The 13,876-nt window shown below is 35.2% G+C and carries 11 protein-coding genes; 3 read left to right on the forward strand and 8 right to left on the reverse strand.

The annotated features are described in order from the left end of the window. Positions 1-676: 676 nt before the first annotated feature. Positions 677-2,161: a hypothetical protein gene (locus AVL50_RS17565; RefSeq protein WP_157491392.1), complete on the reverse strand. Its 1,485-nt coding sequence runs from the start codon at positions 2,159-2,161 to the stop codon at positions 677-679. A 380-nt stretch (positions 2,162-2,541) separates the two neighbouring features. On the opposite strand from AVL50_RS17565, the gene AVL50_RS33390 reads away from it, so the two are divergent. From AVL50_RS33390 to AVL50_RS17580, 3 genes are all read left to right on the forward strand, one after another. Next, on the forward strand, positions 2,542-3,984 hold the full coding sequence (locus AVL50_RS33390) for a T9SS type A sorting domain-containing protein (protein ID WP_172826875.1): 1,443 nt from the start codon (positions 2,542-2,544) through the stop codon (positions 3,982-3,984). Between the two features lie 369 nt (positions 3,985-4,353). Further along, a complete protein-coding gene (locus tag AVL50_RS17575) occupies positions 4,354-5,445 on the forward strand; it encodes a family 16 glycosylhydrolase (RefSeq protein WP_062617802.1) in 1,092 nt (363 codons plus the stop codon). A 412-nt stretch (positions 5,446-5,857) separates the two neighbouring features. Then, positions 5,858-8,656: a T9SS type A sorting domain-containing protein gene (locus AVL50_RS17580; protein WP_062617803.1), complete on the forward strand. Its 2,799-nt coding sequence runs from the start codon at positions 5,858-5,860 to the stop codon at positions 8,654-8,656. A 290-nt stretch (positions 8,657-8,946) separates the two neighbouring features. Here the strand turns inward: AVL50_RS17580 and AVL50_RS17585 are convergent, their stop codons facing one another. From AVL50_RS17585 to AVL50_RS33395, 7 genes are all read right to left on the reverse strand, one after another. Further along, the gene (locus tag AVL50_RS17585) at positions 8,947-9,348 is read right to left on the reverse strand and encodes a hypothetical protein (RefSeq protein ID WP_062617804.1); all 402 of its coding nucleotides are present in this window, start codon (positions 9,346-9,348) and stop codon (positions 8,947-8,949) included. A gap of 87 nt (positions 9,349-9,435) precedes the next feature. After that, entirely contained in the window at positions 9,436-10,080 is a 645-nt protein-coding gene (locus tag AVL50_RS17590) for a hypothetical protein (protein WP_062617805.1), read from the reverse strand. A gap of 77 nt (positions 10,081-10,157) precedes the next feature. Next, the gene (locus AVL50_RS17595) at positions 10,158-10,748 is read right to left on the reverse strand and encodes a hypothetical protein (RefSeq protein ID WP_062617806.1); all 591 of its coding nucleotides are present in this window, start codon (positions 10,746-10,748) and stop codon (positions 10,158-10,160) included. Between the two features lie 105 nt (positions 10,749-10,853). Beyond that, entirely contained in the window at positions 10,854-11,765 is a 912-nt protein-coding gene (locus tag AVL50_RS17600; RefSeq protein WP_062617807.1) for an AraC family transcriptional regulator, read from the reverse strand. A 29-nt stretch (positions 11,766-11,794) separates the two neighbouring features. Then, complete coding sequence (locus AVL50_RS17605; RefSeq protein ID WP_253764301.1) at positions 11,795-12,931, reverse strand: MBL fold metallo-hydrolase; 1,137 nt, start codon at positions 12,929-12,931, stop codon at positions 11,795-11,797. 4 nt (positions 12,932-12,935) lie between these two features. Continuing rightward, on the reverse strand, positions 12,936-13,298 hold the full coding sequence (locus AVL50_RS17610) for a hypothetical protein (protein WP_062617808.1): 363 nt from the start codon (positions 13,296-13,298) through the stop codon (positions 12,936-12,938). Between the two features lie 265 nt (positions 13,299-13,563). Next, the coding region (locus AVL50_RS33395) for a hypothetical protein (RefSeq protein ID WP_216639059.1) at positions 13,564-13,876 on the reverse strand (313 nt) is incomplete at its 5' end.

Here is a 13,876-nt window from a genome sequence, read left to right on the forward strand (position 1 = left end):
TTTAGTATTACATTTAATAAATTGAAGTACGAAAGGACATAATTAATAGGTATAGTTAATCCTTTCATTTATATGAATAGATGCATTAAATAAATGGGTTTATAAGTATATTCCAAACAGTGTTAAGGGATATTACGATTTAAATCAGTTGAAGTACAAACTCAAAAATAAATTATAGTTAATTCTAATTTATTTTTTGTGAGTACAACGCTAAAAAACGTATTAATAGTGGTTCTATTAAAGGTTTTTTGAAGGCAGTAATCGCAAAACAATAAATAGAATTAGCACATTGTAAACTAAGTTTTTGTTATTTGTAGTATTTAGAAATCAGGAGATTTCTGATGATCTGAAGGACACGAATGATGCTAACATTTAACATTCGCACCATTGAGTTTTCTACCATTATAGTTTGGTAGTACTCCCCCTGGCATTGAAGGTAAAAGCGTTAAGAACTTCATGAATTGAGCCGTTAAAAATGATTTTCTTATTTGAGCAAAGCGAGTTTAAAATCATTTAGGCAAGTGGAATGAAATTTAGCTTTTGACTTCTAAGCCTAGATTTTTTGCTTCGTTTTTCATCAATGGAAAAATGTAGAAGAAGGAAGCTTGAAAGTAGAACCTTCAAAGCTTGTAGAAATGTTGAGTAAAAGTTGACGATAATTAAGTTGATAATGTTATCAAAGAGAGGAAATATAAGTAAACAAATTATCATCTCGGTGTAATCCCAATTTCTTTCTTAATCTATACCTGCCTTTATTGACAGAATCAGTTGAAATACCTAAAAGCTGACCAATTTCTTTACTGGAAAAATTGAGTTTAATCAAAGCACAAAGCTTCAGATCATTACGAGTAAGGTTGTCATGGATTGCATTCAGTGTGTCATAAAATGCGCTATTGACCTGAATAAAACGGGCTTCAAATTCCTCCCATGTTTTGGCAGTATTGAGATTGATAGTTTTATTGATGCGTTCCACAGAAGCATCACTTTTCTGTTGCTTTACATCTTCCAAACCCTGTTTAATTTCCTGCAGCAGTTTATCTTTTTCTATTAATTGTAATGAAGTGACGGTCAATTCCTTTTTCTTAATATCAATCTCAGCTTTTGACCTTTCTTTTAAAAGTTGTTGTTTGGATTGGTGTTTTACTTTTAATAATGAAATAATAAATGTTGCCGATAAAACGGTGATGCATAAAAGTGAGACTAAATAAATCAATCGCTGATTTAATTTTTCTTGTTGAATTTTCAATACCTTTAATTCTTGTTCCTTTCTGTATTCTTTATTTTCTTCAATGGACTTTCTGTAAGAATCCTTGATTTCAAATAGCTTTTTATTCCTGGCACTTTGACTGCCGAACAGACGGTCTCCCAATTCCTTTGAAGCTGTCATTTCTTGATACGCTTTTTTATAATTTCCCAGTTGACTATTCAATTGAGAAACCTTTTTCAATAATTCAACTCTTAACCCCAACCTCCTTTTATGGTCTTCAATCGTTTTCAAGCTCTTATAATAATAATCAAGTGCTTTGTTGATTTCTCCTTTTCCAGTATACAGATCACCCCACATCGAATAGAGAATTGCGGCGTAAGAATGTTGCCCTGAAAATTGCTTTGAAATATCCTGTAAAATTTGCTCCGATTGTTCAAAATTTCCAGTTAATGTATGTAGATGAGCCTCTTCAGATAACACATAAAAGCGTTCTTCAAAAGGTCTTTGAAGAGAGTCCAGTAGATAGCGGGATACTTTAAGGTAATCTTTTGCTTTTTGGTAATTCCGGTTCATTCTATAAGTGTGTCCCGCTGTATAATACGTTTTCTGCTTGCCCAGTGGATCATTGAATATACCCGATATTTCAGCATAATAGAACATGGAATCCACACTATTCATAGCGTTAAGACTATCATAAAAAATAGAATAAAGCAAAGTTAACCTCTTATAGGCTTGGTATTTTATCTTTGTATTTTTGGCTTCATCTGCACTGCTCATCAATGACCATATTTTATCATAAGCCTCAGGGTAATAAGCAGTCCCAATCAATTGATCTACGGCTTTTAATTCGACCTTCGAGTACTCTTTTAAAGAATCATTTCCAAAAGAGGCAGAAGGTAGTGCTAAAGTAAAAAATAGAATTCTAAAATATACGCTCCAGCAATCTCTCATCACATTCATTTCATCAATTATATAAAAAAAGGACAAGACAGAAGCACTGGTTCATTTTAGAAATCATTTTGACTTAGAACTTACTGCTAAGGCAGTTGATGTAAAGTATAATCAAAATAACTGCTTAAGTATCCTATTGTAAAATAGGATTTAGAAAGAAAGTCAAAGTCCCAATTACTTCTGCTCTTGTACGTTTATAAAGCTACAATAAAGAAACAGGAAAAGCTTTTTAAATAATGCAGGTACAGGGTGGATTTTTCAAGAAAATAAAGGGGTAAAATTTAGATGGTAAACTATAACGTAAGATTGGTGAATTTCTTCCGGAAATCTCGGACCAAAAAGTATTAATTGAGTCTGAAATGAATGATATCAAATATTCGATTATGAAATCTAAAAAAATGTACTTTTTGTGGATGGGGCTTTGCCTGATTTTTTCGTATTCCACGTATGCTCAACCTGAGTTTGTAAAAGGAAATGATCCAAAACCTCTGGGGACCTCATGGGAAATGAGAACAGATGTTTCAGATGAATTTGAAGGGGAAACCTTGGATTTAGCAAAATGGAAAAATACAGATCCAAAGCGTTGGATTGGCAGAGCACCGGGACTTTTTAAAGAAAATACCGTAAGCATAAACAATGGCAATATGTGTATCACCAATTATCTTCTGGAAAAAGAAGAAGTGGTCAACGGGCAAACTTTTACGCATGGATGTGGACATGTTATTTCTCAAAATAGTGTGAAAGTAGGGGAATATATTGAGTGTAGAATGAAGGCCAACAAGACGTTTTTATCGTCTACTTTTTGGTTAATCAACTATAGAAACGAACAAGAAGGATGTGATAGAAGAGTAACAGAGCTTGATATTCAGGAATGTGTAGGGCAACTGACGGATCCAAAATCTTGGAATGATAACTTTGATCAGTCCATGCATTCCAATACACATAGTAGAAATGTAACTTGTGATACTCCAACAGGTTCTATCGGCAACAATGTAGAGCTGTCTTCCGGAAAAGTATATGATGATTTTCATGTGTATGGAGCATGGTGGAAAAGTGAAAATGAAATTCTATTTTTCCTTGATGGAATTTATCAATATACAGTAACTCCTGCTGCACCATTCTCTATTGATTTATACATTAAGTTAGTGACAGAAACATACGATTGGAATCCTACTCCTGAGGATGGTGGCATGACGGGGAACTGGGAAGACAGAACGACCCGATACGATTGGGTGAGAACATGGAAACTATCAAATAAAAATGTAGAAGAAACAGTAGGGTTCAATGAAGCGCCAAACAATGTTCCTCCTGCAAAATCTTTTGCTTTTAAAATTGATTATGTAGCCAATGAAAAAAGGGATGTTGTGGTTGAATTATGGTCGGCAGGTAAAGTCCTTCAAAAAGCAAGTAAAACAGTTGAAAAAGGGTTTGGAACAACTTCTATTACATTGGAATTGGATGAAATGTTGCCTCCAGGAAATAATTACACATGGAAAGTAAACCTTCGTCCTGTGGGGGAGGAAACAAACATTTATGATGAAGTAATTGAAAATGTAATCATTACTTCAGGGCCTGTTTTATCGATTGATGGTTCAGAAGGGGTGAAGGTAGCCGTTTTCCCTAATCCTGCTGAAAATACGGTGACAGTTGAGGTGCCAAAAGGAAAGTATGAGGTAGATATTTACAATGTAAAAGGGCAGAAAGTTGTTCATAAAACTATTAAAAATAAATCTAAGATAGATGTTTCTACTTTAAAATCAGGAGCATATATCCTAAAGATTCAATCTACTCAAATGTCACATTCTTTCAATTTTATCAAGAAATAAAAAAGTAAATTCATTGATAGCATCCCACTCACTGAGTATTAAAAGTGAGTGGGATTTTTTGTTTTCAAACTGCTGTATTAGGGGGCTTTTATCTCCTATTCAAGGGGATAGCCCTTTTCTCCCTTTATTCTTATAAATTGATTTTTCAAAAAAGTAAACCCTGCAACTAGTTTTAATTCAACAACACAACACCCGATGCTCTTTGGAGTGATAGGTGATTTTTAAAGGACCAAGCAAAAGTAATAAGCTATTCCGTGTACTGTAATGAATGCTATTTCATAAGTTATTGAAACCTTGTGGTGCATGGTATTCTGCCTATTGTTGATGTTCAGGTACTCGATGATTAAAATGAAATGAAACTTTTTTGAAATGAAGAATTACAAACTAAACGTATTACACTTACTGATTGTAGCAACATTGCTGTTGCTGGGGTCATGTAATGAAAATGAGATTCTGGATGAAGTAACCGATCCAGATACTGAACTTGAAGACAAAGAACCAGAAGAAGAGGAGGAAGAACCTGAAGAGGAAGAAAATCCTCAACCTGATGCCAGTCATCCGTTCTTTTTAGAAGGACAAGATCCTAAACCTTCAAACATGAAATGGGTAAAAGTGGATGCCTTGACTGATGAATTTGAAAATGGTGCTATCGATCTTGAAAAATGGAATGAAAGTCCTGAGTTTTTATGGGAAAATGCGAATGGATCTTTTTCAGATAGAGGTTGGTACGGCTCTACTCGTTGCCTTTTTTCTGAAGAAAATGTGAGTATTGTGGAAGGAGAATTGCGTATTGAAGCCAAAATGTATGATACACCACAGTACAGCCCTAAAGACGATCAAAGCAAGCCGGCGGTAAGATGGTTTGGTGGTGCTTATGTGTCTTCCAAAACAATGGGCAAACCCGGTTATTATTTTGAAGCTGAAATGCAATCCAGTTCTACTGTGATGTCTTCTGCTTTTTGGCTGAAAACACCTCCAGTACCTTGTAGTACCACAACAGATGGGGAAAATCTTGAACTGGATATTCAAGAATGTGTGGGCCGTTTCTTAGGATCACAAACAGACGATTGGACCAATGATGATTGGGCTGTGAATTCTAAATGGGATCAGATTTTCCATTTTAATACACACCGTCATGCTACAAACTGTACTTACAGTGGTTCTAGACAGAGCAAAGGAGGCCATATCAATTTTGAAAAATACAACCGTGAAGAGTACCACGTTTATGCGGCTTGGTGGCACGAAGGTGGCAATCAAGTGGACTTTTTCATTGATGGTACGTTGGTGAAATCCGTTACACCTCCTGTACCCTTTACATCAGATCAACGACTTATCATGTCAAGTAATTTTTATGATTGGGTAAAAGAAGATGGAAAAGATGAAATGGGCTTCAATGATTCAAAATTAGATCGAAGTACCAAATTCAAATGGGTAAGAACGTGGAAGTTGGAAGCAGAATAAGGCCACTATGTGTTAACTGCAAATTCTCAGAAGCCCACAGTTTAAATCGTGGGCTTTTGGGAAGCTTTCATAGATATTGATTAATAGTTAAAGTCAATTTATAATGTATTTGATAACAATAAATAATGTAATACTATGATAATCTTTACCTTATGATAAATGACCACCTAAAAAAACCTTTTTCAAAATTTTTATCAACCCTAAAAAGGGGAGAATTACACCCTATTCGATGGGGTGTTTATTAACAGTAATATTTACACTTGTGTTTAAGGCAAATTTATAGACGGCGATTCAAATTAGAAAACCAACTTGTGGTCAAGTATGTATGAAATGATCTTATGTAAATGAGGAGCATCGTCGGAAAATGCTCAAAAGATCACTTAACCAATCGATAAATTATTATTCACTAGCTATGAAAAAACTACTTACTGCCCTTTTATTATGGGCATGTATCTGCGGATTCTTATCCGCAAAGGAAATCCATGTGTCCAAAAATGGAAATAATGCTAACTCAGGAACATCTTCTAGCCCTTACTTGACCATTCAGAAAGCTGCCAATGTAGCAGTAGCAGGTGATGTGGTCATTATTCACCAAGGTACTTACCGTGAGACCGTTGAACCCGCTAACAACGGAACTTCAAGCAATCCAATTACTTTTAAAGCCGCCGCGGGCGAGATCGTAGTGGTCTCTGCTGTGGAGGAGATTAACAGTTGGACCTTGACCAGCAACAACATCTATAAAGCCAATGTTACTATGCCTTTAGGTATGGAGCATAATGCTTTGTTTTATGACGGTAACATGATGGACATTGCTCGTTGGCCTAACAACACTGACAATGATCCATACACTCCTAATGCTAACTATATTACAGGAGGGTCGGCTTCTCATATTACTTACTCTGGCATTCCAACGCATGATTGGAGCAAGGGTTATATATGGTATCTAGGGGGGCACTCTGGTGCAAGTTTCACTAGAAAAATCACCGCATCATCTTCTTCAAGAATTGATTTTGAAGGGGTAGATATCACGAAGTGGCCATTTAGTGTCCACAACCCAACCATCACCAGAAATGGACATAAGGGAATTTTCTATTTGTTCAACAGTTTAGGTGCTTTGGATATTCAAAGAGAATATTATTATGATGCCTCTGCCAAAGTGATTTATTTTAAGGCACCCAATAATGCTAACCCTACCAATGGAAAATGTGAGTACAGAGCAAGAGAGTACACTTTCAAACTCTCAAAAAATTACATTGTAATGGATGGTATTGAAACCTTCGGCGGAATTGTGATGGTTTCAGGAAACAATAATGTAGTGAAGAACTCTAAGGTTCGTCATGGTGTGCCTATTTTGGATGAACTAAACAACACTGATGCTCAGATTGGCTCTGGTGCAATCACAATTGAGGGAAGCAATGCATTAATTGAGAGAAATTTGGTTGAAAATGGAACAGCCAATGGTATCTCAGTACTTACTGCCTGGAAAGGAACTCAAAACGCAACCATTAGAAATAATGTGGTAAGAAATTTTAATACCATAGGAATTCACGCTGAGCCAATCCGCTCTAATTGTCCAGGTACTGTGATTGAAAAAAATACAATCTACGGTGGTGGCCGAAGTGGAATTTATGTCAGTGGTGCCAATGCTTCTGTGGCTTATAATAATGTGTATGACGTAATGAAAATCAATGCAGATGGAGGTGTTTTTTATACAGTGGGTAATACTGCCTATAAAAATTCTGTGATTCATCATAACTGGTTTCACAACTCAACTGCCGCTCCACACGCAGGATATAAGGTTGCAGGTATTTACCTAGATAATGACAGCAAGGGCTACCAAGTTTATAACAACGTAGTCTACAATGTATCATGGTCTGGCATTCAGATCAACTGGGATAATTGGGGATTGGATTTTTATAATAATTCCATTTACAATGTCAAAGAAGGTATGGGACGTTGGGAGAACGGTTATACTATGGATGATGTGGTGCTGATCAACAATTACGCTAGCATTGGGCCCTGGTTTGGTACGGACATTCAACCTCAAAATATCATCAATGGAAATAACCCGTTTATAAGTCCAGCAAATTTAAATTTTGAACCTTCAAGTGGTTCTTACTTAATAAATGCAGGGAAAGTCATTCCGGGTATTACAGATGGATATGTTGGAAGTGCACCTGATATTGGGGCCTATGAAAGAGGAGGTGTAAAGTGGGTACCGGGAGCAGACTGGTCACCTAATGACGGCACACCTTCTACAAACAGTGTGAGCATTGCATCTGCTCCACAATCTGTAGTGAAAGGAAATAGTTTTAATGTTCAGGTAAATTATGAAGCCACAGCCCAATATGAAATTGTAGTATTGGTCAACGATCCTTCTGGTGTATGGTTGACAAGTTCAAGGCAAACTGTAAGTGCTGGGGCAGGAACAAAAGTACTTACTCTAACACAATCTTCGGCTTGGGCTGTAGCAAATAATTATAAGCTGGGTGTTTCTATTCGTCCCGTTGGTGGTGATTTCGCTTCTAACTTGGATTATGTTTCTTCTACTTTCGATGTAGTATCTTCTATCACACGATACTCTTTCCAAAATCAAGGAAGTTTTAATTATATGAGTGCCGCCAATCCTAATATAATGAATACTGTTTCATCAGTTGGCAATACAGAACTGTTTGAGATTATTGAAAATAGTGACGGTACAGTTTCCTTTAAAGGTAGCAATGGCTTGTATGTGAGCTCTGAAAATGGTAATAAAGAACTGACATGTACGAGAACCGCAATAGACGCCTGGGAAAAATTTGAAATGATAGATTATGGTAATGATGTTTATGCCTTAAAAGGAAATAACTCAATGTATGTTAGAGATAATATGCTGTGTACAAGTGAAGGTGTTTCTAATTGGCAACAGTTCAAAATTATACCTTCTACCTCTTCATCTTCAAGAACAGGTAACTTAGAAGAAGACATCAAACAAAACCTCAATTTCACAGTTTTTCCTAACCCTTCTTTAGGAACGATCAACGTACAAATGGATGAAGGTTTTGAACAGTCCAGAATTACGATTTATAGTACTTTGGGACAGTTGGTTTACGATCAACCTGTAGTCTCAGACCTAAATACTATTCGTTTAAATGGCGTACAAAGTGGTGTTTACATCATCAAAATGACATCCAACAACGGTATAAAAACGAAGCAGGTTATTATTAAGTAAAACACAATTTTCAAAGTCTTGTTTTAATGATGAACGAAGTGGAAAGAGACTCAAATGGTTCGTTTTTCATACATACTCCGGACCATCTCTTTCCTCTAAATTTTGCACAAGATCCTCCGGAAATTGAGATTTAAGTAATCTTCAAGATATAACCGGGTTAATGTAAGGCGGTATCTCGGAGCATAATGCTTTGGGGTGCTGCCTTTGTCTTGAATGAAGGGGGAGATAGTGTGTTAAATTATTTTTTATACTTTCAAAGTAAAGTTAGTCTATTTCATATTAAAATACTTTCAATGATACTGGTTATAGTAAACCATTGTATCTTTACAAAAATCAATCGTAATATACTTCCCCTCTAAAGATTTATATTTTTCAGAATTTGGATAAATTCTGAGTTCATATGTTCCTGGCAGTTTTACAATAGAATCTCCTATATAAAAATCTTTTTCAAAACGAATATCGTAAGATGAAAAACGCTGTGTTTCACCATTTTCATAAGTTACAATCTGTCTTCGAACTCCATTTTTAAAATCTACTTTCGCAACTTTTCCACTAAACTCCACATTATAACATAAATCTGCATAAACCATATTTTTCCACATTTTATGACTCTGATATTCAGAAACTAGTGATAAGATGATCAAAGGAGTAAATGCAATAATGCTGAGGATTAAGTACTCTTTGTTTGTCATTTATAGTTTAAGCTAAGTTTAAAAAATCTTCAAAAAATATATTTAAATAGTATAATGTCAACATCTATATATTACAATGCGTTGATTTTATTCATCAAATATTATCGTTTTATCTTGAAATTTTGAATCGTCAATGTAAAATATATGGCCTACTCTAGGTTTAGTCTTGAAATACTTCACGATTGGATAGTATAGCTCTCTGTGATTCCCTGAGTTTAAGTTCTCATACTTTAACTTTGATATCTGTTGTGAACGTAAGTATTTCCTCCCATTTATTTCATATTCGTATTTCGCAAAATATGTGGTACCAGGTAAGAAAAAACTGCCTTCATCTTTTATTGTTTTTATTATTTTAGCTTGCGCCTCTTTGTATAAAGAGTCTATTGATTGAGGTACTATTGGTTGTGAATAATCAACTACTCTTTCTGAAAAATCTTCTGCATTATATTTCACTACATAAAATTCTTTTTTAGAAATATGATCATCTCTATCGCTTTTATGAGCAAAGGACAACTTTCTATACTCTCCATCTACGATACTTTCACAGGATAAACTTATTCCATTTTTTACAACTCTGCCAATTGTTTCAAGCCCTTTTTCTTTTATTTCCATTTTGGTAATACGTTCATTACGTAAGCCAAAAAGAAAAGCGAAGAATATTATTGTTGGAATTCCTATTAATAATATTTCAAAAGTATATGATTTCTTTTTCTTTTCACTGATTTCTGTCATATTACTGAAAGTTTATTAGTTTGCATACTGTCATTAAACATAGCTCCTCAAAGATTGCTATGATATCATATAAATTATTACTGACTTTTATTTTTCAATCTTCTATAATTTTTTCCACATTGTTCTTCAAAACTTATTAAGCTGTCATAATAATTGAATCCAGCCATTCCTGTTCCGTGAGGAGACATCAATACTTCAGTGATGATATATCCATTTTCAAGTTCAAAATATCCAACAAAGTCGGAATCGTCAAATATCAAAAAATCAATAATTTTCTGATCCTTTAAATAGTTCAACTTGTTGTCATGGTATTTAATTTTGTAGATCTCATGTTCTCTTAGTATCTCTATTCCAAACTTAAACACCTTGTTTATTCGACCTAAAAATGAAGACGCACTTTCACTTTTAGCATCAATAACTCTTTGAATTGTTTTCTCATCTGGGTTCATAGGGTGTTGTGGAATATGTTTCAAATCAGAAAACAAACTCTTGGAATCTTTCTTCAATACCTTTTCGAGATGTTCTGATTCAATATCCCAAGGGATTCCAATTATTTTATCATTATCTAGCTGAATAGATACATCGGCCTCATCAAGGCCTCCAAACTCTACCTTTGACCAGACGAAAATATCCTTAATTGTATGTCCTATTACCTGTTCTATGTTCACTTCTAATTTTTGGTGATTTAAGCCCCAAGTTTGATCAATGTTCGGTTTATCGTATCACTAAAGTAGCAACTATTATTGGTTTATTCTTTTCAATGAGCTGTTTTTTTAGTTCATACTGATATACTTCTTCGGACTTACACCCACCTTCTTTTTAAACAGCCTTGAAAAGTACTGAGGATATTCAAAACCAAGTTGATAGGCCGTTTCACTAATAGAGGCTTGTGGTGCCAATAACATATTTTTAGCTTGTTCGATAAGATAAAGGTTAATTTGATCAATAGCGGTCTTACCCGTTTCAGCTTTTATGGTATCACTCATATATCTATGACTCACATCCAATTGACTCGCTAACCATTCTACTGTAGGAATCCCTTTCTTTTCAAATTGGTTGGTCTCAAAGTATACATTGAGTACAGATTTAAACGCTGAGAATAAATCTTGATTGATCTCCTTTCTATTTATAAACTGACGTTTGTAGTAGCGGTCAGAATACTTCAACAAGGTTTCTAAATGAGAAAGAATAATATCCTTACTAAACTCATCTTGATTATTTTCATACTCTTCAATTATGTTTCTAAAAACTAATTTGAGTCGTTCTTCCTCTTTCGGGGATAAGTGAAGTGCTTCATTCACTTGATATTCGAAAAAGCTGTATTTTTTGATTTTATCGAAGAGCGGATGACCGTTCAAATAATCCTTATGGAAAGAGATATGATAGGCTTCAGAACTGAAAACTAGGTTCTCAAATTTTAGGTTCTGATTTGGAGAAGTGAATAATAATGTGCCATTTGAACAATCATATTTCGTTCTGCCGTAAGTTAATTCACCCGATATAATATTCTTTAAACTTATAGTATAGAAATCACAAGTTAAACTGATCGCTCCTTCTTGTTTATCACACTTTTCAGGTTCACCCTCTCTCACGGTATGAGAAGCTGTAAATAATGGATTTTCTGGCTCTTCCAACCCATTATAAAGGTGGAATTCTCCTATTGTTTTAAATATTAGCTCTTTCATTCTATCATCAAATATAACCTTTCTAATTACTATTCATAATCTGCCCACCAAGAAGTAATGTTACTATCCAAATTATTGAATTCAATGACTTGACCTATAATAGGAGTAACTACCTGTAAATCCATTTCGCCCGCTTTAGCGACTAACCGCTCCACAGGTTCCTTCCAATTATGTCTATTTAAACTAAACGAAGCCCAGTGTACAGGCATCATGACTTTAGCTTTTACGTCTACACTTGCTTGGGCAGTTTCTTCTGGTAGCATATGTATTGCAAATTCCGTTAAATGATCATTGTACTGACCACATTCCATTAATGCTAAGTCAAAAGGACCGTATTTGTTTCCAATTTCCTTAAAATGCTGACCATAACCGCTATCTCCGCTAAAAAAGATATTTTCCGAATCAGATTTAATCACCCAAGATGCCCATAATGTTTTTTGAGCATCGGTTAGCCCTCTACCCGAAAAGTGCCTCGCAGGAGTTGCTGCAAAAGTCAAGTTATCGAACTGAACTTCATGCCACCAATCTAACTCTGTAATATCTTCTTTAGGTACTCCCCATGCTTGCAGATGCGTACCAACACCTAGTGGAGTGAAGTATTTTCCTACTTTGTCCTTAATTTTTAAAATCGTTTCATAATCTAAATGATCGTAGTGATCATGAGAAATTAATACTGCATCTATTTTTGGTAAATCTTCGATGGCTATTGGAAGCTCTTTTGTAAAACGTTCACTTCCAAGCCATGGGTGAGGGGAAGGTACATCTGATAGCATAGGATCAATCAAAAGTCTTTTTCCTGCTATTTCAAGCAAAAAAGCGGAATGACCAAACCAAATTACTCTTGTTTGTTTTGAAGCCTCATTTAATTTTACTGACTGTACCGGCAGTCCCTTTGAAGGTGTCAAACCTGATGCCTCTCTACTTAATTCTTTAAATAACTTTGGTAAGTCGCTTAAAGAAGGTGTAGTTTGAGTAAACTCTAAATTCCAAAACTGCCCCTCCTTAAAGTTTTTTGAAGCATTGAACCTAGCGATAGCTTCTTCTGAATGAGATCCTCCAAATTGTGGACTAAAGTTTACAAACAAAATTCCCACTATTAAAACTACTGCTATAGAGATGGATGTACCCATCAATATGATTTTGAATATACGTTTTGCTACTTTCATCCTTCTAGATTTGAGGCACTAATTCTAATGTAGAAGCTTCATGTTTTTTTCTACTGTAAGTAAGCCTCATTAACGGGTATATTATGTTCAGTAATTTAAAATAGGCTTTATTGACCTTTGGGTTTACCGTTTCTAAATCTTTTGGTATCACACCTTTGATAGGAACAATTAAGTCGTCTAGTTTCATGGCACCCTCAGGATGCTCTAAAAAAGCATCATACCAACTTCTTTTCCCGAACTTATACTGACGGACAAAGAATCTGCCTTCTGTCTGTACAATTGTAATGTCAATAAACCGGTGGTCACCGCATCTGATTTGATGTACTTTTTTTGAGTCTACTCTTTTTATTATTTCTTGAATTGTCATGGCAATCTATCTGAATGACTGTCTTTTATAGACATATTATTTCCTTAAGTACAAGGACAAAAGTAATTGGCATTTTGAAGGTGAAAAAGTGGTTCGTGTTGTGGTTCAGTGGACGTTGTAGTACAACGTCCCTACAGTCTACTTTCAATTTTTGGTAGAATATCATTTATGAGGGATACCGTTGTAGGGATGTTGCATTGCAACGTCCACTGAACCACCATAAAAACCATTTTACGAACCATAATTCTTCCCTCTTCCCTCAAAATTATTTATTGAAAAACTCCGCTACAGCATCCGTTGACACTTTCACTGCATCCGGTTTGTAATAGAAGTCCACGTGACTAAATTCATCTAAAGCCTTTACTTCTGGGTTGTTAGTCAATTTATCAATGAATTGTGTAGAACATGGAGCTGTAGAGGCAGATGTTCCATAGATGACTAAAGTAGGTTGTACAATTTTATCGGCATAAGCTTCTCCAATAGAAATCATGGACTGCATGGCTTGGTCAGCGATATGAATGTTTGAAGCGTTTTTAACAGTTCCAGGACCTTTTACACCCTCTTTTCCGTAATAACTA

The organism is Flammeovirga sp. SJP92, from assembly GCF_001583495.1.
Classification (GTDB): domain Bacteria; phylum Bacteroidota; class Bacteroidia; order Cytophagales; family Flammeovirgaceae; genus Flammeovirga.

Bases quoted from the DNA above. Each gene is read 5' to 3' on its own strand.
- AVL50_RS33390 (WP_172826875.1), top strand. From the start codon at position 2,542: ATGAAATCTAAAAAAATGTACTTTTTGTGGATGGGGCTTTGCCTGATT.
- AVL50_RS17575 (WP_062617802.1), top strand. From the start codon at position 4,354: ATGAAGAATTACAAACTAAACGTATTACACTTACTGATTGTAGCAACA.
- AVL50_RS17580 (WP_062617803.1), top strand. From the start codon at position 5,858: ATGAAAAAACTACTTACTGCCCTTTTATTATGGGCATGTATCTGCGGA.
- AVL50_RS17585 (WP_062617804.1), bottom strand. From the start codon at position 9,348: ATGACAAACAAAGAGTACTTAATCCTCAGCATTATTGCATTTACTCCT.
- AVL50_RS17590 (WP_062617805.1), bottom strand. From the start codon at position 10,080: ATGACAGAAATCAGTGAAAAGAAAAAGAAATCATATACTTTTGAAATA.
- AVL50_RS17600 (WP_062617807.1), bottom strand. From the start codon at position 11,765: ATGAAAGAGCTAATATTTAAAACAATAGGAGAATTCCACCTTTATAAT.
- AVL50_RS17605 (WP_253764301.1), bottom strand. From the start codon at position 12,931: ATGAAAGTAGCAAAACGTATATTCAAAATCATATTGATGGGTACATCC.
- AVL50_RS17610 (WP_062617808.1), bottom strand. From the start codon at position 13,298: ATGACAATTCAAGAAATAATAAAAAGAGTAGACTCAAAAAAAGTACAT.